The organism is Massilia sp. S19_KUP03_FR1, from assembly GCF_036688685.1.
In the GTDB taxonomy this organism is placed as follows: Bacteria; Pseudomonadota; Gammaproteobacteria; order Burkholderiales; family Burkholderiaceae_D; genus JALYUM01.
On record NZ_JAQQPS010000002.1, the window covers coordinates 192,511 to 214,139 of the forward strand.

At 63.8% G+C, this 21,629-nt stretch carries 13 protein-coding genes; 9 read left to right on the forward strand and 4 right to left on the reverse strand.

The features are described 5' to 3' along the window. Positions 1 to 168: 168 nt before the first annotated feature. The 3 genes from V6M87_RS02600 to V6M87_RS02610 all read right to left on the reverse strand — a co-directional run bounded on the left by V6M87_RS02600 (position 169) and on the right by V6M87_RS02610 (position 5,542). Complete coding sequence (locus V6M87_RS02600; RefSeq protein WP_332848167.1) at positions 169 to 351, reverse strand: hypothetical protein; 183 nt, start codon at positions 349 to 351, stop codon at positions 169 to 171. Between the two features lie 390 nt (positions 352 to 741). Further along, a complete protein-coding gene (gene cphA / locus V6M87_RS02605; protein ID WP_332848168.1) occupies positions 742 to 3,312 on the reverse strand; it encodes a cyanophycin synthetase in 2,571 nt (856 codons plus the stop codon). 55 nt (positions 3,313 to 3,367) lie between these two features. After that, positions 3,368 to 5,542, reverse strand: coding sequence for a cyanophycin synthetase (locus V6M87_RS02610; RefSeq protein WP_332848169.1), 2,175 nt, complete (start codon positions 5,540 to 5,542; stop codon positions 3,368 to 3,370). A 228-nt stretch (positions 5,543 to 5,770) separates the two neighbouring features. Here V6M87_RS02610 and V6M87_RS02615 point away from each other — a divergent pair, with 228 nt between their 5' ends. From V6M87_RS02615 to V6M87_RS02630, 4 genes are all read left to right on the forward strand, one after another. Next, positions 5,771 to 8,050, forward strand: coding sequence for a cyanophycin metabolism-associated ABC transporter (locus V6M87_RS02615; RefSeq protein WP_442920542.1), 2,280 nt, complete (start codon positions 5,771 to 5,773; stop codon positions 8,048 to 8,050). A gap of 1 nt (position 8,051) precedes the next feature. Continuing rightward, a complete protein-coding gene (locus tag V6M87_RS02620) occupies positions 8,052 to 8,522 on the forward strand; it encodes a cyanophycin metabolism-associated DUF1854 family protein (protein WP_332848171.1) in 471 nt (156 codons plus the stop codon). Between the two features lie 6 nt (positions 8,523 to 8,528). Continuing rightward, the gene (locus V6M87_RS02625) at positions 8,529 to 9,797 is read left to right on the forward strand and encodes a glycosyltransferase (RefSeq protein WP_332848172.1); all 1,269 of its coding nucleotides are present in this window, start codon (positions 8,529 to 8,531) and stop codon (positions 9,795 to 9,797) included. An 80-nt stretch (positions 9,798 to 9,877) separates the two neighbouring features. Further along, positions 9,878 to 12,064, forward strand: coding sequence for a tetratricopeptide repeat protein (locus V6M87_RS02630; RefSeq protein ID WP_332848173.1), 2,187 nt, complete (start codon positions 9,878 to 9,880; stop codon positions 12,062 to 12,064). A 53-nt stretch (positions 12,065 to 12,117) separates the two neighbouring features. On the opposite strand, the gene V6M87_RS02635 is transcribed toward V6M87_RS02630, so the two are convergent. Further along, positions 12,118 to 12,498, reverse strand: a complete 381-nt coding sequence (locus V6M87_RS02635; protein WP_332848174.1) for a translational machinery protein — start codon at positions 12,496 to 12,498, stop codon at positions 12,118 to 12,120. 189 nt (positions 12,499 to 12,687) lie between these two features. Here V6M87_RS02635 and V6M87_RS02640 point away from each other — a divergent pair, with 189 nt between their 5' ends. The 5 genes from V6M87_RS02640 to V6M87_RS02660 all read left to right on the forward strand — a co-directional run bounded on the left by V6M87_RS02640 (position 12,688) and on the right by V6M87_RS02660 (position 21,496). Beyond that, positions 12,688 to 15,261: an excinuclease ABC subunit UvrA gene (locus V6M87_RS02640; protein WP_332848175.1), complete on the forward strand. Its 2,574-nt coding sequence runs from the start codon at positions 12,688 to 12,690 to the stop codon at positions 15,259 to 15,261. 70 nt (positions 15,262 to 15,331) lie between these two features. After that, a complete protein-coding gene (locus tag V6M87_RS02645; protein ID WP_332848176.1) occupies positions 15,332 to 18,802 on the forward strand; it encodes a response regulator in 3,471 nt (1,156 codons plus the stop codon). Positions 18,803 to 18,840: 38 nt separating this feature from the next. Beyond that, a complete protein-coding gene (locus V6M87_RS02650) occupies positions 18,841 to 19,632 on the forward strand; it encodes a CheR family methyltransferase (RefSeq protein WP_332848321.1) in 792 nt (263 codons plus the stop codon). 35 nt (positions 19,633 to 19,667) lie between these two features. Continuing rightward, the gene (locus V6M87_RS02655; protein ID WP_332848177.1) at positions 19,668 to 20,273 is read left to right on the forward strand and encodes a chemotaxis protein CheB; all 606 of its coding nucleotides are present in this window, start codon (positions 19,668 to 19,670) and stop codon (positions 20,271 to 20,273) included. After that, the gene (locus V6M87_RS02660; protein WP_332848178.1) at positions 20,270 to 21,496 is read left to right on the forward strand and encodes a hybrid sensor histidine kinase/response regulator; all 1,227 of its coding nucleotides are present in this window, start codon (positions 20,270 to 20,272) and stop codon (positions 21,494 to 21,496) included. Before V6M87_RS02655 ends, V6M87_RS02660 begins: the two co-directional genes overlap by 4 nt. The last annotated feature ends 133 nt before the right edge of the window (positions 21,497 to 21,629 follow it).

A 21,629-nucleotide genomic window follows, 5' to 3' on the forward strand; every position in this document is an offset into this window, starting at 1 on the left:
TTTGCAACTTTCATTCAAGAAGTTGCTCAATAATTCGACTCTGACCCTAATTGCCTAAAATTAAATGCTCGAAAATGAGGGTCAGTGTCGAATTAATATGCAATTGATTGCTGGTCAATTGCTCAATAATTCGACACTGACCCTACTTTTTTTGCAATTGATCTGTGGCTAAAGGTCGATGCGGTCGAGGCGTTTGCGTTTGCGCTTTTGTTCCTGGACGGAGATTTCCTGGACGGGCTTGCTGGCTGGTGGCGGGGCCAGCGGCAGGGGAAAGCCGAGGAAGATCATGATCAAAAAGATCGGTAACAAGCAGAAGAAGAGCGGCGTCTTCCAGTTGAGCTTACGTTTCATCATTGCTGACAAGTGGTGATGCACTTGCAAAGAGCAAGTTTTTTTCGATGCATATGGCGCGCGCCATATTGGCGTCTGCATTTTCGGTGTCGGTGGTTTTTACATCCTGTCCACGCGCTAATATTGAATTTTATGCAAGTAATTTTTTTATATAAATAATTACTTTATGGAACGCCGAATGGCGCAGCAGACCTCGGCGCCGGAAATTCGTTCGACCGGGAGTTGGCGTTCCTGCTTGGGATTGTTGGGACTGTGGTTCTGGCGCAAGAAGAAGGCGGTGGCGGCGTAGCGTGAGGCGTGATGCTTGCCGGCGCGGCCACCCGAACTGCGCCGGTAGACGGTTCCAGATTTTAAGTTTGAAACAGCGTCGTACCGGCTCCCACTGTTGACTTACCCTTGTGCGATCCGGCTGGCGATATGCGCCAGCGCTTCATCGACCTGGTCGATCAGGATCAGGCACAAATCGCCTTTGCCCAGCTTGGCCAGCGCGATGTCGATGGCGACGAATTCACCCTGAATCTCTTCGACATGGCTGGTGCGTTTGGCGCCTTGCAGGCCGTCGCGCAGCAGGGCGATGACCTCGCCATCGGCACGGCCGCGCTGGCACTGGTCCTGGTACAGCATCACGTCGTCGAACGCCGCGCCCAGGATTTGCGTTTGCTGGCGGATGTCATCATCGCGGCGGTCGCCCGCGCCACTGATCACCACCGAACGGCGCAGGCCGGGCATCGATTCCACCGCGTGCACCAGCGCCGAAATTGCATCCGGATTGTGGCCGTAGTCGGCAATCACGGTCGCGCCGCGGTAGTCGAATACATTGAAGCGGCCCGGCGCATTGTCGCTCTCGCCGACAAAGGTTTTCAGGCCCAGGCGAATCGCGTCCCACGAGATACCCACACCCCAGGCAGCCGCCACCGACGCCATCACGTTCTCGACCTGGAAGCCGATTGCGCCATTCCTCGTGATCGGTACGCCGTCCAGCGCGAAGCGGTGTTCGTGCTTGCCCTGCACGCAGACGATCTCGAGATCGTCCACATACACGACCCGGCCGCCCTTGGCGCGGTGCATCGACATCACCGGATGGCTGACGTCGAGCGCAAAGAAGGTGACCGAGCCGCGCGCGTTGTCGGCCATTGCCGCCACCGTCGGATCGGCGGCATTGAGCACCGCCACACCGCTGTCGGCCACGTTCTGCACGATCACGCGCTTCAGCACCGCGAGGTCGTCCAGCGTGGTGATGAAGTTCATGCCCAGGTGATCGCCGGCGCCGAGGTTGGTGACCACCGCCACCTGGCAGCGGTCGAAGGCGAGGCCTTCGCGCAGCAGGCCGCCGCGCGCGGTTTCGAACACGGCCGCGTCGACGTCCGGATGCAACAGCACATTGCGGGCACTTCTTGGACCGGCGCAGTCGCCGCTGTCGATGCGGCGGCCTTCGATATACACGCCGTCGGTGTTGGTCATGCCGGTGCGCAGACCGGAGGCGGTGAGCAGATGCGCGATCAGACGCACCGTCGTGGTTTTACCATTCGTGCCGGTGACGGCGACCACCGGGATGCGGCCATCGTCGCCGTCGGCGAACAGGGTGCCGACGATCGCTTCGCCAACCGCGCGGCCCTTGCCGAAGGAGGGGGACAAATGCATCCGCAGACCCGGCGCGGCATTGACTTCGACGATGCCGCCGCCCAGTTCTTCGATCGGGTGCAGCACGCTGTCGCACACCAGGTCGACGCCACAGATATCGAGGCCGATCATTTGCGCGGCCGCGATGGCGCGCGCCGCCACTTCCGGATGCACGTCGTCGGTGACGTCGGTGGCGGCGCCGCCAGTCGACAGGTTCGCGTTGTTGCGCAGGATGACGCGCTGGCCCTTGTTTGGCACCGATTCGGCCACCAGGCCCTGTTTCGCCAGGCTGCCCAGCGCGATGTCGTCGAAGCGGATCTTGGTCAGCGAGGTCGAATGGCCATTGCCGCGGCGTGGATCGAGGTTGACCGTGTCGACCAGTTCACGCACCGTGTGCACGCCGTCGCCAATCACCTGCGGCGGATCGCGGCGCGCCGCTGCCACCAGCTTGTTGCCGACCACCAGCAGGCGGAAATCGTTGCCTGGCAGGTAGCGCTCGACCAGGATATCGTCGCGGAACTCGATGGCCGCCGCGTAGGCCGCGTCGAGCTGTTCGCGCGAGGTGATGTTGACGGTCACGCCCTTGCCCTGGTTGCCGTCCTTCGGTTTCAGAACCACCGGCAGGCCGATTTCCAGCGCCACGGCCCAGGCGTCGTCCGGGTCTGCTACGGCCCGGCCCAGCGGCACCGGCACGCCGGCGGCGTCCAGCAGACGCTTGGTCAGTTCCTTGTCCTGGGCGATGGTTTCGGCAATCGCACCGGTCGAATCGACTTCGGCGGCCTGGATGCGGCGCTGCTTGCTGCCCCAGCCGAACATGACCAGGCTGCCGTCGGTCAGGCGCCGGAACGGGATGTTTCGCGCCACGGCGGCCGCCACGATCGAGCCGGTCGAGGGCCCCAGCCGCACTTCTTCATCGAGCTCGCGCAGCTGCGCCAGCGCGCCATCGAGGTCGAATGCGCTGTGCTCGACTGCGGCCTGCACCAGCGCCATGGCGAGGTCCAGGGCCAACCTGCCGACCGCTTCTTCCGAATATGCAAACACGACCTGGTAGGTGCCGGCTTCAACGGTTCTGGTGGTGCGGCTGAAGGTGACCGGACAGCCGGCTTGCGCCTGCAGGTCGAGCGCCGCCAGTTCCAGCACGTGGGTCAGCGGGACGGTGTCGTTGTGGCCGGTGGGCTGGAGTGGCGACAGTTGCGGGAACAAGGCGCGCAGGCGCGTCTCGAAGCCAGTCATGGCGCCAACCGATTCTTCATCGGGCGTGATGACCACGATCGCTTCGATCGAGGTGTGGTGGCTCCACAGATTGGGGCCCCGCAGGGCGCGTACGCGAGATACTTGCATGTAACTTCAATCCTTCCTGGTGGCCCGGCACGGTGCCGGACCAATGTAGTGAGCTTTAACCCGAGCGCTTGACGCTGGCGTCGAAGGTGCGCAGACCGGCGCTGAGCAGGTCCGCCGGCACGCCCAGCGACCAGGCGGCGGCGGTGGCCGCCAGCACGCTGCCGACATCGTCTGATACATTCGGCATCAAACGCGCCAGTTCGATGACGATGGTTTCGTCCTCGCCGTGCGCCAGCACGATGGCGCCGGCGCGCACGAACGCAATCCGTTCGCCGGCGGCGCGGTGGCTCGCCATGACGCCGAGGTGCTCGTCGGCGGCATAGAAAATCACGCTGCCGTCGCACAGTTCGGCCAGTTCGGCCACCGCTGCATCGGCGGCGTTGAGTACCGCCACGCCATCGGGCAGCACCACGTCGACCTGGCTGCGCACAACGCGCGCGAGGTCGTCGACGTCGCGCAGGTAAAACTCGGCGAGGTCGTCGACGCCGTCCATGTCGGTGACGATGCCGACCTGGCATTTATCGTAGGGCAGGCCTTCGGTGAGGATGGCGCGCGCGTTCGACTCGAACACGGCCGCTTCGATGGTGCGGTTGATCAGCAGGCGCTGGCCGGCATCGAAGCGCACGCTGTTCGCGTTCGACACGCGGCGGCTGTCGAGATACAAACCGTCGGCATTGGCCACGCCGATGTGGCGCCCGCCCAGATGCAGCAGGCAGCCCGTCAAACGGGCAACCACGCTGGCGCCGCGCGTACCGGTGACGCCGACGATCGGAATGCGCCCGCTCTCGTTCGGTGCGAACAGATGCGCGATGATGGCGGTGCCGATCGGGCGCGGCTCGCCGTGGGCCGGCTTCAAATGGGCCAGCAGGCCAGGGCTGGCATTGACTTCGATGAAGGCGCCGCGCTGCTCTTCCAGGGGGCGCGTGATGTCTTCGGCCACCAGGTCGATGCCGGCGATGTCCAGGCCCACGATGCGCGCGGCCAGCGTGGCGGCAGCGGCGATCGACGGGTGCACCAGGTCGGTGACGTCGGTGGCGACATTCCCGTTCAACTGGATCAGCACCTTCTGGCCGGCGGCCGGCACCGATTCCGGCGTCAGGTTCTGGCGCTTCAGGTCGAGGATGATTTCGGCGCTGTCCTGCGGCACGATCGCGTTCAGCGGTGCGTCTTCGGTCACGCCGCGGCGCGGGTCGATGTTGATCTGGCGGTCGCACAAGGCGATGACGTTGTGCTCGCCGTCGCCGACGATCCACAGCGATTCGCCGCGTGCAGCTGCCACCAGTTTTTTACCCACCACCAGCAGGCGGTGTTCGTCGCCGGTAACGAAGCGTTCAACCAGCACGGCCGAACTGTCGCCCTTGCGCGCGGCCAGGTGGTAGGCCGCTTCGATATCGGCCTGGGTCGACAGATTGAGCGACACGCCGCGGCCATGGTTGCCGTCGTATGGCTTGACGACCACCGGCAGGCCGATATCCTGTGCTTCTTCCCACGCTGCTTCGGCGCTGCGCACCAGGGCGCCTTCCGGCACCGGCAGGCCGCACGCGGACAGCAGTGACTTGGTCAGATCCTTGTCGCTGGCGATGCTCTCGGCAATCGCGCCGGTGCGGTCGGTCTCGGCGGTCCAGATGCGGCGCTGGGCGGCGCCGTGGCCAAGCTGCACCAGGTTGCCGTCGTTCAGACGCAAGGAAGGGATCGACCGCTCTGTGGCCGCTTCCACGATGTGCGCCGTGGAGGGGCCGAGGCAGTGGTCGTCGACCAGTTCCTTGAGCGTGTCGACTGCGCCCGCCAGGTCGAACGGCGTGTCGTTGATGGCGGCCATCAGCAGCTTGCGGCCGGTTTCGAGCGCTGCGCGCCCGACCACGCCATCGCGGGTGCGGAACGCCATTTTATAGATGCCATGCTCGCCCACCGAGCGGGTCTTGCCGAAACCGGTGCGCATGCCAGCCAGGTTTTGCAGTTCGAGCACGATGTGCTCGAGGATGTGCCCGGCCCAGGTGCCGCTGTGCAGGCGTTCGATGAAGCCGCCGCGCTCGCCCACGCCGCAGCGATGCTCGATCAGCCCCGGCAGCAGGCTGGTCAGGCGTTCGGTGAAACCGGGCAGGGTGTCGGATGGACATTCTTCCAGTTCGCCAAGGTCAAGCCACACTTCGATGACCGGGCGGTAGGTCCAGATGTTCGGGCCGCGCAAATGTGTCACCCGGAGGAACGTGATGTCGTTCTTAATTGTCATGTAATCATTTTCTTGCTATCAGCGCCATTGCGCATGAGTAGCATTACCTATATGAACTGCATATTTACTACAGTACCGGAAACCGGCGAACCACGAGCGCACATGTTGTATACTTGCCGGGACGAAGCTTACCGTGTCGTACTGATTTCTGCCAGTCTCACCCCGCGTCACTGCACCTTCTACCTCGTTCTTTTCCAGCCTGCCATCGCCTCTCAAAAGCCCGTATTAATGACGAATCAGCCACTTTCTTCCCCTGTTGCCCTTACGCTTGCAGCCATGTCGTTGCCGGAGCAGTGGCACAATGATGTCGAGAAAAATCTTTTCCCTGGGGAAAACGTTTTAAGTAGCGTTGTGGTTGACCTCGATACAAAATTACGTTTCAGAAAAGGCATTCTGGTCGTCACCAGTCGCCGTTTGCTGACGCTGGCGCCGGGTGAAACCAAGTGGCAGGACTGGTCCTACCGCGCGGGCCTCGAGCTGCGTCACCACGACCACGCCGGCGTCGGCCACCTCGAACTGCTCGATGAAAATGGCTTGCTGGCCGAATGGCGCTTTACGCTGGGCCAGAACCTCGATGCGATTCGCGTGCAGGGCAGTTTTGTTGAACAGCGCGACAGCGTCGTCAGTGGCCGCCCCATCGTCGCACCGGAAGCGCTCACCTGCCCGAGCTGCAAGGGCCCGCTCGAAGCCGACGACGAAGAGTGCCCGGTCTGCACCAAGGTGCTGTACACGCCGCCGTCGACGTGGACCCTGTTTCGCCTGTGGCGCTTCGCCAGGCCCTACCAGGGCCAGTTGTTGCTGGGTTTCCTGCTGATGCTGGGCAGTACCGCCGCGCACATGATTCCGCCTTACCTGATCATCCCGCTGACCGATAACGTGTTGGTCCCGTACCAGACCGGCCAGAAGATCGACCCGATGCTGGTGGTGTATTACATGAGCGGCCTGCTGGGCGCGGCCTTGCTGGCCTGGTTGCTGGGCTGGGGCCGCACCTATGTGCTGGCGCTGGTGTCCGAACGGATGGGCGCCGACCTGCGCGCCGAAACCTATGAACACCTGCTGAAACTGTCGCTCGAATTTTTTGGCGGCAAGCGCACGGGCGACCTGATGTCGCGCATCGGCAGCGGCAGCGACCGCATCTGCGTGTTCCTGTCTCTGCACCTGCTCGATTTCGCCTCCGACGTGCTGATGATCATCATGACCGGCGCGATCCTGTTTTCACTCAATCCGTGGCTGGCCGTGGTCACGCTGCTGCCGCTGCCGTTCATCGCCTGGATGATCCACCTGGTGCGCGACCGTCTGCGCACCGGCTTTGAAAAAATCGACCGCGTCTGGGGCGAGGTGACCAACGTCCTGGCCGATACCATTCCCGGCATCCGTGTCGTGAAGGCGTTTGCGCAGGAAAAGCGCGAAGCGGTGCGCTTCCGCGAAGCGAACAAGCACAATCTGGCCGTGAACGACAAATTGAATGCTGTCTGGTCGCTGTTTTCGCCGACCGTCTCGTTCCTGACCGAGCTTGGCATCCTGGTGATCTGGTGCTTTGGCATCTGGCAGATTTCGCGCGGCGAGATCACGCTGGGCGTGCTGTCGTCGTTCATTGCCTACAGTGGCCGCTTTTATGGTCGCCTCGATTCGATGAGCCGGATCGTCTCGGTCACGCAAAAATCGGCTTCGGCGGCGAAGCGCATTTTCGATATCCTCGACCACGTGTCGAGCGTGCCGGAACCCGTGCACCCGGTCAAACTCGACAAGATCGAAGGCCATATCGAGCTGCGCGAAGTGGGTTTCCGATATGGCAACCGCGCCGTCAACCGCGGCATTTCGCTCAACATCAAGGCCGGCGAGATGGTCGGCCTGGTCGGCCACAGCGGCTCCGGCAAGAGCACGCTGGTCAATCTGATCTGCCGCTTCTATGACGTGGCCGAAGGCGCGATCCTGCTCGATGGCGTTGATATCCGCCAGTTCGCCATTTCCGATTACCGCCGCAATATCGGCCTGGTGTTGCAGGAGCCGTTCCTGTTTTTCGGTACGATTGCCGAAAATATCGCCTACGGCAAGCCGGGTGCAACGCGCGAGGAAATCATCGCGTCGGCCAGGGCCGCGCACGCGCACGAATTCATCCTGCGCCTGCCGCAGGGTTACGATTCGATGGTCGGTGAACGGGGCCAGGGCTTGTCGGGCGGCGAGCGTCAGCGCATTTCGATTGCGCGCGCTCTGCTGATCGATCCGCCGATCCTGATCATGGACGAAGCGACCTCGTCGGTCGATTCGGAAACCGAGAAAGAAATCCAGAAGGCGCTCGACAACCTGGTGCAGGGCCGCACAACCATCGCCATCGCCCACCGCCTGTCGACGCTGCACCGCGCCGACCGCCTGGTCGTGCTCGACCGCGGCGTGGTGGTGGAAGAGGGTAGCCACGACGACCTGATGGCGCGTCAGGGCGCTTATTTCCGGCTCTACGAAGCGCAGGCGCGCAACGTGGACACCGACCTCGACGATAAGGACCATTGAGATGGCGACGACAGAATTCAATTTGCGCCGCGACAGTTTCGGCAAGCTCATCCTGACAGGCGCCGACGGCGAAGAACACCTCGGCGTGGTGCCGGTGCGCGCCTTCCCGATCCAGTCGCCGAATCAGGGCATCTCGCTGGTGCGCGACGGCGGCAAGGAAGTGGCCTGGATCGACGACATGGCGACCTTGCCCGCGCACTTGCGCACCCTGGTGCAGGATGAACTGGATGGTCGCGAATTCATGCCGGTCATTTCGTCCATCGTGGACGTCAGCAGCTTTGCGACACCCTGTACCTGGGCGGTAAAAACCGACCGCGGCGACACCGAGTTCACCTTGAAGGGCGAGGAAGACATCCGCCGCATCGGCGAGACCGCGCTGATCATCGCCGACAACCACGGCATCCAGTTCCTGATCCGCGACATGTTCACGATCGACAAGAACAGCCGCCGCATCCTGGATCGCTTCCTCTAAATCGCCATGACGGGCGAACCGGTCGATGTTGTTCTCCTCACGATCGGGTCGGCCGGCGACCTGTTTCCCTTCCTGCGCATCGGCACGGTGCTGCGTGACCTGGGCCACCGGGTCAGCTTTGTCGCGCCCTGGCTGCACCAGCCGTATGTCGAGCAGGCAGGCCTGGCGTTTCACGGCCTCGATATCGACGAAGCGGTGCTCGACGACCCCGATTTGTGGCACGCGATCCGCGGCTTCGGCGTGGTCTGGCGCGCAACGCGGCCGGCCGCTGCGCAGGTGCACAAGCTGGTCACGCCACTGTTGACCGGCCCGCGCAGCCTGATCATCGCCCATCCGCTGCTGCTGGCCGAAGCCGACCTGATCCGCGCCGCCCGCGCCGGCGTGACGGTGGTCAGTGCGCTGCTGGCGCCCCAGAATCTGCCGACCGTGTACGACCCGCTGATGGTGGGGCCGCACCGCATGCCGGCCTGGGTGCCGCACAGCGCGCGCCGCCTGCTGTGGCGCGCGGTGAGCAAATTCGTGCTCGATCCGGTCGCGCTGCCGGGTATCAATGCCGCACGGGCGCGGCACGGCTTGTCGGCCGTGCCCGGCCTGCTGCTGCATATGGCGCGCGTGCCCGACCTGACCCTGCTGCTGTTCCCCGCGTGGTTCGCCGCGCCGCAGCCGGACTGGCCGCAGCGGCTGCTGCAAGCCGATTTCGCGCTGTACGATCCGCATCCCACTGCAGCGCTATCGAGCGAGTTGCAGGCCTTCCTGGCCGCCGGGCCAGCGCCGCTGGTCTTTACGCATGGCACCGGCAACCGCCAGGCAAGCGCCTATTTCGCGGCGGCGCGCGACGCCACCTTGCAGCTGCAACGGCGCGCCATTTTTCTGACGCCGCATGCCGGCCAGGTGCCGGCCGATTTACCGCTTGCGATCCTGCGCCAGGACTACGTGCCGCTGCGCGCCTTGCTGCCGCACGCGGCCGCCCTGATGCACCATGGCGGCATCGGCACCACCGCCGAGGCGCTGCGCGCCGGCACGCCGCAGTTGATCATCCCCTTGTCGCACGACCAGTTCGACAATGCCGAGCGGGTCAAGGCGCTGGGCGTTGGGGCACGGCTCGATGCCACCCGCGTCACGCCGGCCCGGCTGGCCGCGACATTGCAAACCTTGCTGAACGGGCCCGGCTTGCACGCGCAATGCCGCGGCGTCGCGGGACGGTTCGACGATGGCGCGCGCTTTGCCGCGGCATGTGCGCACCTGGTGTCACCAAAAAATAGTGATAATCGGTAACTGTTGCCTTAGAATCACGGCAACTTCGCATCGCGCGTTGTTCGGCCAACCAAGCTGTCACTTCTCATCAGGCCACTGCCATGCGTTTTTCCATTCTGGTGCCGGCAATGCTGCTGGCGCTGCACCTTTCCGCGATTGCTGCGGCCCAGGACAATGCCAGCACAGTGGCCACTGACGCGGCGAGCGATGGGTTGCGCGCTTTGTCCATGCGTAACCGGGTAGCCGAGCAGCAGCTGCAGGCGATACGGACGGTCCGCAGTCAAAAAACGGAAGAGCAGATTGCGCAAGCGGATGTGGATGCCCTGTGCGACTACTTGCGCAAGGGTTTTGCGACATGGCATCTGCAAACGGAAGAAGAACGTGCCGCAATAACGGTCCAGGTCGATCAATTCCACCAGCGCGCGCAGCCTGGCGTCAGCGCCTGCATGGGACGACTGGTCATGCAGCGTGGCGAGGCGGCCAGCGCCCTGCTGTGGTTTTTCAACGACGGCCTCGCTGCGGACGACCGCTTGCGTCTCGACGCGAGCTGGGCGCGCTGGTATGCCGGCCAGCACGACGACGCGCTGGATGACGCCATCGCGTACATCGCTGCCGCACGGGCCAGCGGCACCCTGGCTGCGAATGATGTCGCGCTGGCGGTATCGCTGCATGTGCGGGCCGGCAAGGCCTTGCCGGCCGGCTTGAAGAAAGCGCTGCTCGGGCCGGTCAACGACCCATGGCCGGCGCCGCTGCTGGCGTGGCAGCGTGGCGCGCTGAGCGACACTGCACTGTTCAAGTCAATCGACGGGTATGGGCCCGACGCGCGCGCGCTGGCGCTCAACGATGCCTGGTTTCACATCGGTGTGCGCCGCCTGGCCAGCCGCGACAGTGCGGGCGCGGCCCAGGCCTGGCGCTGGTATCGCATCGACGGCATCCGCGGCACGCTGCCATGCGTGCTGGCGGGCCTGGAGCGGCCCGCGCAGCTGAGCCGGGATCCCGATCTGCTCGCTGGCGCCCTTTTACTCAACGCTGGAAAATTTGCCGAGGCGGCTGCAGCCTGGCGCAAGGCGGCGCAGCGCGGCGATGTGGACGCCCAGGCCTGGCTTGGCGTTATGCTTGCGGAAGGGTGGGGCGTGCCGCGCGATGCCAACGCAGCGCGCCAGCTGCTCGAGCCCGCTGCAAAGGCAGGCGCGGGGGTCGCGCTGGCCGAACTGGCCAAGTTGGCCTGGTCCGATCCACAGGCAGACAAAGACAAGGCGCGCGCCTTGCTCGACCAGGCCGTGTGGCTGGATTCTCCCCATGCCATGCTGTATTTGAGTCAACTGTACCGAAGCGGCACCTTGGCGCCACCGGCCGCGGACAGCGCAGCCGAACTCGAGCGCCAGGCCGCCGAACTGGATTTGAAGGACGCGCAGGGCAGGCAAGCTTTTCGCTACCTGAACGGTGTCGGCGTAGCGCGCAACGACGCGCTGGCACGCTATTGGGCGCAGCGCGCCATCGGCAGCGGGAATGACGATGGCTATGCGGTGCTGGCGCGCCTGCTCATGCAAGGCAGCGCTGATGACCAGCGCAGCGCCATCGGCATGGTGCGCGGCCTTGCCGAAGCGGGCAATGGCGCGGCCATGCGCACCATGGGATACGCCGCCATGCGCGGCATTGGCCAGCCAGCCGACCTGGCACTGGGCCGGACGTGGTACGCCCGCGCGCAGCAGAAAGCGGGCGCCGCGCGCATGCTGGCATTCAGTGCTGCGTTGGCGAATGTAGAAAACGACGAGCCGGCAGCCTTCGATGCTATGCGTCTGGCGGCGGAAGATGGCGACGCGGATGCCCAGTTGCGCCTGGCGGCGTGTTACAGGTACGGGCGCGGGACGCCGGTCGATGCCGTCGCTTTTGTACGCTGGGTACGCGCCGCAGCGGCCCAGGGTAACCTGGACGCCGTGAATAATTATGGCGATGCCTACGAGACGGGATTCGGCGTGCCGCGCGACATGCCGCGCGCGATGGCGCTGTACCGGCAAGCAGCACTGGCCGGCGCACCGGGTGCTTTATCCAGCCTGGCCAGCGTCCACGAAAAAGGCCTGGACACGCCGCCCAACCTGCGCCTGGCCTACACCTATGTGCTGCTGACCCAGCGCTTTATCGGCAGCAGCCCGGGAGCACCCTCGGTACAGGCACGCGCGCGCGCCATGGCGGCAAAGCTGGCGCTGCCGGAGCAAGCGCAAGCGCTTGCCGTGGCGCAGGCGTGGCAGTTGGGGCAGGCATTGCCGGGAGAGGCCGGCCTGCAATAGGCCTATCCTGCGCCAGGCGCGTGATGGAAACGCTTACCTGCTTACTTTACTGCTTACTTCAGCCCGCCCGCGCTGGTGAAATGGCGCCGTGCGTAGGTCAGCAACTGGCCGTCCGACGGATGATCGACCGTTTCGACCGCCTTGATATTGTCGGCGACAGCCGGTACCTTGGCGCTCAGGTATTTGACGAAGGCGGTCTTTTCCTGGGCTGGGCCGACCACCAGGATTTGCTGGGCATTGCTCAATGCGCCGGCGATGTCATTGTAAAAGGCGGTGTTGTCGTCTTCGTTGGCGTGCGTATCGGCGTGGTTCTGCTTCGGGTGCGGATGGGTCGAATGCGTTTTCAGCGCTTCCGATTCCGATGCATCTTTATCGAAGTGGATGATTTGGGCTTTGGTGTGGTCGAGCCAGACGACGGCGTTATTGAATGTCATGTTTTTCTTTCTAATGAAACTGCGTGAACTCGATGTCGAGCATGCAACCACTATGCGCGCTGGCCTGGCGTCAGTCGGTTCGGTACTGCACCGCCATGCGCTATTCATGGATCAGCGTGTGTCACCGCACAGTAACCGTTCGGCAGCTTTGTTGTAATACCGGCATCAGAAATCAATCGCGGGCCAGGCATGCGCAATTCCATCAGTAATAAGCCAGGCTTCGTGCGCGTGCGCGGCGCGCGCGAGCACAATCTTAAAAATGTCAGCCTCGAGATCCCGCGCGATGCGCTGGTGGTGTTCACCGGCGTGTCCGGCTCCGGCAAATCGTCGCTGGCGTTCGGCACGCTGTATGCGGAGGCGCAGCGGCGTTACCTCGAATCGGTGTCGCCCTACGCGCGTCGGCTGTTTCACCAGATGGCGGTGCCCGATGTCGACCAGATCGACGGCTTGCCGCCGGCCGTCGCGCTGCAGCAGCAACGCGGCGCAGCCACCACCCGCTCGTCGGTGGGCAGCGTCAGCACGCTGGCCAACTCGGTGCGCATGCTGTACTCCCGCGCCGGCGTCTATCCAAAGGGCCAGGACATCATTTACGCAGAAGGGTTTTCGCCCAACACGCCGGAGGGCGCCTGTCCCGAATGCTCGGGGCTGGGGCGCGTCTACCAGGTAACCGAGCAGTCGCTGGTACCGGACGATACGCTCACCATCCGCGAGCGGGCAGTGGCCGCCTGGCCGCCGGCCTGGCACGGTCAGAACCTGCGCGATATCCTCGTCACGCTGGGCTATGACGTCGATACGCCATGGCGCGATTTGCCGAAAAAGGACCGCGACTGGATCCTGTGGACCGATGAAACGCCCACCGTCCCGGTGTACGGCGGCCTGACGCCCGAAGAGACGAAGCGCGCCCTGAAACGCAAGGAAACACCGAGCTACCAGGGCACCTTCAGCGGCGCGCGCCGCTACGTGATGCAGACCTTCGCCAACACCGAAAGTGCATCGATGAAAAAGCGTGTGGCGCGCTATATGGTCAGCACGGAATGCCCGTTATGTCACGGCAAACTGCTGCGCCAGGAGGCGCTGTCAGTGACCTTTGCCGGCCTCGATATCGCCGACATCGCGCGCCTGCCGCTGGCCAGCCTGGCGGCGCTGCTCGCGCCGTACGCCGACGGCACGGCCCGCATCGACGCTGCCCATGCAAAAGCGCATCCGGAACAGGTGATCGTCACCCAGCGCATCGCCGCCGACCTGGTGGCGCGCCTGCAGGTGCTGCTCGACCTGGGCCTGGGCTACCTGGCGCTCGAGCGCAGCACCCCGACCTTGTCTCCTGGCGAACTCCAGCGCCTGCGCCTGGCAACACAGGTGCGCTCGAACCTGTTCGGCGTGGTGTACGTGCTCGATGAACCGTCGGCTGGCCTGCACCCGGCCGATACCGAAGCGCTGTTGACCGCGCTGGCGCAATTGAAGGCGTCCGGCAATTCGCTGTTCGTCGTCGAACATGCCATCGACGTGATCCGCCACGCCGACTGGATTGTCGACGTCGGCCCGGCCGCTGGCGAGCAGGGCGGCGACATTTTATATAGTGGCGAGCCGGAAGGCTTGCGCAAGGTCGCCGCCTCGCAGACGCGGCGCTACCTGTTCGACGTGGCGCCGCCGGCAGAGCGCACGCCGCGCACGCCCACCGGCTGGCTGAAACTCGACGGCGTCACGCGCAACAATCTGAAGCAGATGGCGGTCGCTTTCCCGCTGGGCGTGTTGACCAGCGTGGTGGGTGTGTCCGGCTCCGGCAAGTCGAGCCTGGTCAGCCAGGTGCTGGTCGACCTGGTCAGCCAGGGCCTGGGCCAGGCCGGCCCGGCGCCGGAAGCCGAGGAAGTGGACGACCTTGAGCAGGAAGCGACCATCGCCACCGAGGGACGCATCGTCTCGGGCCTGGACGGCGTGCGCCGCCTGGTGCGGGTCGACCAGCGTCCAATCGGCCGCACACCGCGCTCGAACCTGGCCACCTACACCGGCCTGTTCGACCAGGTGCGCAAGCTGTTCGCGGCCACCAAGATGGCCAAGGCGCGGCGCTACGACGCCGGGCGCTTTTCCTTCAATGTCGCCAAGGGCCGCTGCGAACACTGCCTCGGCGAAGGCTCCGTCATGGTCGAGCTGCTGTTCCTGCCGAGCGTGTACGCGCCGTGCCCCACCTGCGGCGGCGCCCGCTACAACGCCCAGACCCTGGAAGTGACCTATCAGGAGAAGAACATCGCCGAGGTGCTGGCGCTGACAGTCGACGCCGCCTTCGATTTCTTTGCCGGTGAAGCGCTGGTCGCACGCGCGCTGGAAACACTGCGCGAAGTTGGACTCGGTTATCTGCGCCTGGGCCAGCCGGCCACCGAGCTGTCCGGCGGCGAGGCCCAGCGCATCAAGTTGGCCACCGAACTGCAGCGCGCCAGCCGCGGCAACATGCTGTATATCCTCGACGAACCGACCACCGGGCTGCATCCGTCCGACGTCGACCGCCTGGTGCTGCAGCTCGATCGCCTGGTCGAGGCCGGTAACACGGTGATTGTGGTCGAGCACACCATGCGCGTGGTAGCGGCCTGTGACTGGGTCATCGACATCGGCCCGGGGGCGGGCGATCTGGGCGGTACAGTGGTGGCGCAGGGGCCGCCACGGGTAGTGGCCGACAGCACGGAAAGCCGGACGGCACCGTACCTGCAGCCGTATTTGCCAGCGCATGTTGCTCCAAGCAAATCAAATGTGAAGGCAAAGCGCGCCGCCTGACACGTTTGAGCCGGGCGGGGCGGATATTTGCGTTACACTCGAACTATTTTTCTCATCAAGAATCGATCGCATGCCCGGGAAATCCATCGACCAAACGCAGTTCCAACGTATTCTGACGCGCAATGTCGCCCTGCCTCTGGTGGTGGGGGTCATGAGCGCACTGGTGTTCGTTGGCATCATTGTTTATCTGATCAGCGTCCTGAACTGGGTGGAGCACTCGGAAAAGGTGATCGGCAATGCGACCGAAGTGAGTAAGCTGTCGTCGGACATGGAGACCGGCTTGCGCGGCTACCTGATCACCGACGACGAGAACTTCCTCGCGCCCTACCTGGTGGCGCGTCCGCGCATTGAACGTGAAATGACCGCGCTCGAGCAATTGGTGTCAGACAACCCGAATCAGGTCGAGCGGGTCGTCAAGGCGCGTGCCGCACATCAGGAATGGGCCAGGTTCGCCGATGAAATGATCCAGCGCCGCCGTGACAAGCGCGATTATGTCGAGCTGGTCAAGAGCGGTCGCGGCAAGGTGCTGACCGACGAAATGCGGCGTCAGTTCCAAGGCTTCCTGGAAGTCGAGCGCGGCCTGCTCCAGCAACGCAACGAGTCGTCGCGCGTTGTGACCGGCTGGTCGGTAGGACTGTACATGCTGTTCAGCCTGATCGTGGGTGGCTTGCTGGCCCTGTTCGGCCGGCGCGAACTGCTGCGCCTGTCGAATTCGTACTCGGAAGCGCTGGCCCGGCAGGAAGAGCACAATGCGTTCCTCGGTCACCAGGCGTGGCTGCGCACGGGGCAATCCGAATTGTCGACCCGCAGCGCCGGTCACAATACGGCGCGGCCCCTGTCCGAGGCCGTACTCGACTATGTTGCGCGCTACCTGGAAGCCTCGGTGGGCGCGATGTATATCCGCGACGAGCAGGGCGCGCTGCGCCGCAGCGGCACTTACGGTTTCCCGCCGGACGAACCGAGCGGCATGTCGTTCCGCGGCGCCGAATCGCTGGTCGGCCAGGCGGCGCAGGAAAACCGCGTCATCACCCTGGCTGACGTGCCGCCCGATTACATCAAGATCAACTCCGGCCTGGGGCAGAGCGCGCCACGCAACGTGTTGATCGCGCCGTTCAGCCATGAAGGCAAGGTCAACGGCGTGGTCGAAATCGGCTTCCTGCACAGCATCCGCGCGCGCGACCGCGAATTTGTGACGTTGATCGGTGAAGCGGTGGGCGCCTCGGTGAATGCCGCGCAGTATCGCCAGAAACTCCAGGAAGTGCTGTCGGAAACCCAGGCTCTGAATGAAGAATTGCAGGTTCAGCAGGAAGAGCTGCGCACCGCCAACGAAGAGCTGGAAGAGCAATCGCGCGCGCTGGAAGCGTCGCAGTCGAGCCTGGAAAACCAGCAAGCCGAACTGGAGCAGACCAACGACCAGCTGGCCGAACAGGCGCTCAATCTCGACACCAAGAATGCGGCGCTGACCGAAGCCCAGGAACTGCTGCGCCAGCGCGCGGTGGAACTGGAACGCTCAAGCCGCTACAAGTCCGAATTCCTGGCGAACATGTCGCACGAGCTGCGCACACCGTTGAACAGCTCGCTGATTCTGGCCAAATTGCTGGCCGACAATAGCAGCGGCAACCTGAACGACGAGCAAATCCGCTTTGCCCAGACCATTTATTCGGCCGGCAATGATTTGCTGCACCTGATCAACGACATCCTCGATATCTCCAAGGTCGAGGCCGGCAAGCTGGAGCTGGTGGTGGAAGATTTGCCGCTGCGCCGCGTGGTCGAAAACCTGGGCCACACCTTCGGACCGATGGCCAAGCAGAAGCAGTTGACGTTCACCGCCACAGTGGACGCGAATGTGCCGTTGACGATCAACACCGATCGCCAGCGCCTCGAGCAGGTACTCAAAAACCTGTTGTCGAATGCCGTCAAATTCACCGAGACGGGTGCGGTCAGCCTGACGGTGTCGACCGTTGACGGCGACTGGATCCGCTTCGCCGTGCGCGATTCGGGCATCGGTATCGCACCCGATCAGCAAGATAAGATTTTCGATGCCTTCCACCAGGCCGACGGCACCACCAGCCGCCGCTTCGGCGGCACCGGCCTGGGCCTGTCGATTTCGCGCGATCTGACAGCGCTGCTGGGCGGTTCCGTGGAGGTGAGCAGTACGCCAGGCGAGGGTAGCGTGTTCACCTTGACCTTGCCGGCGAATATCGATACCGGTGCGACCACGCCGCCAGTGCCGGCGCCGGTGCCGGCGCCGCGCGCGCGCGCCCCTGCGGCGCCAGTCCAGGCGAGCGCGGCGCCGGCCACCAAGGAGCAGGCGCACGTGTCGTTCCCGGACGACCGCAACAAGCTGTCCGCCGGCCAGCGCACGGTGCTGGTGATCGAAGATGAAGCGGCGTTCGCGCACATCCTGTACGACCTGGCGCACGACCTCAAGTACCGCTGCCTGGTAGCCCTGACCGCCGGCGAAGGCCTGGAGCTGGCAAGCACCCACACGCCCGACGCGATCCTGCTCGACATGCGCCTGCCGGATCGCTCCGGCCTGTCCGTGTTGCAGTTGCTCAAAGACAGCCCGGAGACGCGCCATATTCCCGTGCACGTGGTGTCGTCGGCCGACAATGCCGGCGAAGCCTTGCACCTGGGCGCCATCGGCTACGCGCTGAAGCCGGCGTCACGCGCCGACCTTGAAGCGGTGTTCCGCAAGCTGGAAGAAAAATCAGCGCAAAAGATCAAGCGCGTGCTGCTGGTGGAAGACGATGAGCGCCAGCGCGAAAGCGTGATGGCGCTGATTGCTGACGCCGACGTGGAAATTTCCGCGGTCGGCACCGGCGGCGAAGCGCTCAAGCTGCTGGCGAGCGAAATATTCGACTGTATGGTGATTGACCTCAAACTGCCGGACATGATGGGCAACGAACTGCTGCAACGGATGTCTCACGAAGAGATCTGCTCGTTCCCGCCCGTGATCGTCTACACCGGTCGCAACCTCACGCGCGACGAAGAAGCGGATCTGTTGAAGTACTCGCGCTCGATCATCATCAAGGGCGCGCGTTCGCCGGAGCGCTTGCTCGACGAAGTGACCTTGTTCCTGCATAAGGTTGAGTCACAACTGTCGTCCGAGCGCCAGACCATGCTCAAAACTGTGCGGGGGCGCGACCGCGTGTTCGACGGGCGCACGATCTTGCTGGTCGACGACGATGTGCGCAATGTGTTTGCCTTGACCGCCGCACTGGAGCAGCGTGGCGCCAAGATTGTGGTGGGGCGCAATGGTTTCGAAGCCATCGCGCGCCTCGATGAAGTGGACGCAATCGACCTGGTGTTGATGGACGTGATGATGCCCGGCATGGATGGACTGGAAGCGACGCGCCGTATTCGCGCCGATGGCCGCTTCAACCGCCTGCCCATCATCGCCATCACCGCCAAGGCGATGAAAGATGACCAGGAACAGTGTCTCGCGGCAGGTGCCAACGATTACCTGGCCAAGCCGATTGACCTGACGCGCCTTTACTCGCTGTTGCGTGTCTGGATGCCGAACCTGGAGCGCATTTGAGCGATCAACACCATCACGATGTCGACATTGAACTGAGGATGCTGATCGAAGCGGTCTACCTCAAGTACAACTACGACTTTCGCGATTACACGGGCGCCTCGCAAAAGCGCAGGGTATTGCATGCTTTGGCGGAAATGAAATGCGCCACCGTATCGGCGTTGCAATCGCGCGTCATGCACGAACCGACCGCCTTTGCGCAGCTGTTGCAGTACCTGACGATTCCCGTCACCGAGATGTTCCGCGACCCCGAGTACTTCGCGGCGCTGCGCAGCCAGGTGGTGCCGCTGCTGGAAACCTATCCCTCGCTCAAGGTCTGGGTGGCGGGCTGCAGCACGGGCGAGGAAGTGTATTCGATGGCCATCATGCTGCATGAAGAGGGGCTGCTTGAGCGTACCTTGATCTACGCCACCGACATCAACCAGACGTCCCTCGACGCGGCGCGGCGTGGCGTCTTCAACCTCGACAAGATGCGCCTGTACACCGAGAACTACCAGAAGGCGGGCGGCAAGCGGGCGTTCTCCGATTACTACACGGCGGCCTACGATGGCGCCTTGTTCGACCGCTTCCTGACCGAGAATGTGACTTTCGCTGATCACAGCCTGTCGACCGACAGTGTGTTTGCCGAGACGCATCTGGTAAGCTGCCGCAACGTCATGATTTATTTTAATAAACGCCTGCAAGATCGCGTGCTTGGCCTGTTTCACGATTCGCTGTGCCACCGTGGTTTTCTCGGACTGGGCACCAAGGAAAGCCTCGAGTTTTCCAGCTACGCGTCGCGCTTTGACGTGGTGGCGCGGCGTGAGCGCGTGTACCGCAAAAGCGCGCAGTGATATGCCGGTGAAATACGAACAGTGAGTGCTGCACCATGAAAACTGCTGCCGAGATCGCATCGGTACTGGCGGGCTACCACCCCGAGGTCCTGATCATTGCCGGCAGCGCCGGCGGCGTTGACGCGCTCCTCAAATTGTTGCCGCAGCTGCCACCGCGCTTCAGTTTGCCAGTGATTTGCATCCTGCACGTGCCAGGCGACCGTGACAGTCGCCTGGCCGAATTGTTCGACGCGCGCCTGGTTGCGCCGGTGAAGGAGGCGCACGACAAATTGCCGGTGGCAGGAGGCGCGGTGTATTTCGCGCCGTCCGGCTACCACCTGTCGATCGAGCGCGACCACGCGTTTTCGCTCAGCTGCGAGGCGCCGGTGCACTTTGCCCGTCCAGCCATCGACGTGCTGCTCGAGTCGGCGGCCGACGCGTATGGCCCCGGCCTCGCGGCCATCTTGCTGACCGGCGCCAACGCCGATGGCGCGGCCGGCATGGCGCGCGTGCACCAGCGCGGCGGCTTGACCGTCGTGCAAGATCCGGCGGAGGCACAGGCCAGTACCATGCCTGAATCCGCCATCAAACGTAGTCCACCCGACCTGATTCTGCCGCTGGTCCAGATCGGTGCGTTGTTCCCCCTGTTGGAGAAGTCATGAGCGATAAACCAAGCAAGTTGCTGATCGTGGACGATTTGCCGCAAAACCTGCGTGCCCTGGAGGCATTGATTCGCGGAGAACAGCGCCAGGTGATCCAGGCCAGTTCCGGCGATGAAGCGCTGGCGCTGTTGCTCGAACACGAATTCGCGCTGGCCATCCTCGACGTGCAGATGCCTGGCATGGATGGTTTTGAGCTGGCTGAACTGATGCGCAGTACCGAGCGCACCCGGAATATCCCGATCGTCTTCGTCAGCGCCGCCGGGCGCGAGCTCAATTACGCTTTCAAGGGCTACGAAACCGGCGCTGTCGATTTCCTGTACAAGCCGCTGGACCCGGACGCGGTGCGCGGCAAGGTCAATGTGTTCGTTGCACTCGACCAGCAGCGGCGCGAGACCCAACTCCAAATGGCGGCGCTGGAACGCAGCCGGCGCGAGCAGGAAGTGCTGCTGCGCGAGCTGGGCGATACCCAGCTCGAACTGCAACGCTCGCTGCACATGCGCGACGAATTCATGTCGCTGGTGGCGCACGAACTGCGCACGCCCCTCAATACCCTGTTCCTGGAAACCCAGATGCGCACGCTGCACGTCAAGCGCGGCAATATGGCGGCCTTCGGCCAGGAGCAAATGAGCGGCATGGTCAAGCGCGACGAGCGCCAGATCAAGGCCATGATCCGCCTCATCGATGACATGCTGGACGTGTCGCGCATGCGCAGCGGTACCTTGTCGATCCGTCCCGTCCAGGTCGAGCTGGTGGAATTGCTGGAACGGGTGGTTGCCGATTTGTCCTTGCACGCGGGCGCTACCGGCAGCACGGTCACCTTGTTGCCGCATACGCCGGTACAGGGACGCTGGGACGAGTTCCGCATCGAACAGGTGATCGTCAACCTGTTGACCAATGCGCTGCGCTACGGCAACGGGCGTCCGGTGGAAGTGAGCATTCACGAACTGGATGCGGCGGTGCGCATCGACGTGCGCGACCAGGGCCGCGGGATCGACCCGGCCGACATGGAACGCATCTTCGAGCCGTTCGAGCGCGGCGTGGCGACGGGCGAGTTGAAGGGCCTGGGCCTGGGCTTGTACATCTCGCGCCAGCTGGCGGCATCGCACGGCGGCAAGCTGACCGTGGCCAGCGAGGTGGGCAAGGGTTCCACTTTTACATTGGTACTGCCCTGCAACGACAAGCTGACCGCTGCGGACTCGCCCGCCATCACCTCCGCCGCCTGAGCCAGGCGGCCGCGCATGGTCGCGTCAGCTCTGCGTTATAGTCAAAATCAATCGAACTTATCCGTTCAATCAATTTCCCAATTTCATCCAAGCCGGCTACACTAGCCTTCATTGCAGTTCCAACCACCACCCA

Excerpts from the sequence above, each read along its gene's own strand:
- V6M87_RS02600 (WP_332848167.1), bottom strand. The coding sequence starts at position 351 with ATGAAACGTAAGCTCAACTGGAAGACGCCGCTCTTCTTCTGCTTGTTA.
- cphA (WP_332848168.1), bottom strand. The coding sequence starts at position 3,312 with ATGCAAGTATCTCGCGTACGCGCCCTGCGGGGCCCCAATCTGTGGAGC.
- V6M87_RS02610 (WP_332848169.1), bottom strand. The coding sequence starts at position 5,542 with ATGACAATTAAGAACGACATCACGTTCCTCCGGGTGACACATTTGCGC.
- V6M87_RS02615 (WP_442920542.1), top strand. The coding sequence starts at position 5,771 with ATGACGAATCAGCCACTTTCTTCCCCTGTTGCCCTTACGCTTGCAGCC.
- V6M87_RS02620 (WP_332848171.1), top strand. The coding sequence starts at position 8,052 with ATGGCGACGACAGAATTCAATTTGCGCCGCGACAGTTTCGGCAAGCTC.
- V6M87_RS02625 (WP_332848172.1), top strand. The coding sequence starts at position 8,529 with ATGACGGGCGAACCGGTCGATGTTGTTCTCCTCACGATCGGGTCGGCC.
- V6M87_RS02630 (WP_332848173.1), top strand. The coding sequence starts at position 9,878 with ATGCGTTTTTCCATTCTGGTGCCGGCAATGCTGCTGGCGCTGCACCTT.
- V6M87_RS02635 (WP_332848174.1), bottom strand. The coding sequence starts at position 12,498 with ATGACATTCAATAACGCCGTCGTCTGGCTCGACCACACCAAAGCCCAA.
- V6M87_RS02640 (WP_332848175.1), top strand. The coding sequence starts at position 12,688 with ATGCGCAATTCCATCAGTAATAAGCCAGGCTTCGTGCGCGTGCGCGGC.
- V6M87_RS02645 (WP_332848176.1), top strand. The coding sequence starts at position 15,332 with ATGCCCGGGAAATCCATCGACCAAACGCAGTTCCAACGTATTCTGACG.
- V6M87_RS02650 (WP_332848321.1), top strand. The coding sequence starts at position 18,841 with ATGCTGATCGAAGCGGTCTACCTCAAGTACAACTACGACTTTCGCGAT.
- V6M87_RS02655 (WP_332848177.1), top strand. The coding sequence starts at position 19,668 with ATGAAAACTGCTGCCGAGATCGCATCGGTACTGGCGGGCTACCACCCC.
- V6M87_RS02660 (WP_332848178.1), top strand. The coding sequence starts at position 20,270 with ATGAGCGATAAACCAAGCAAGTTGCTGATCGTGGACGATTTGCCGCAA.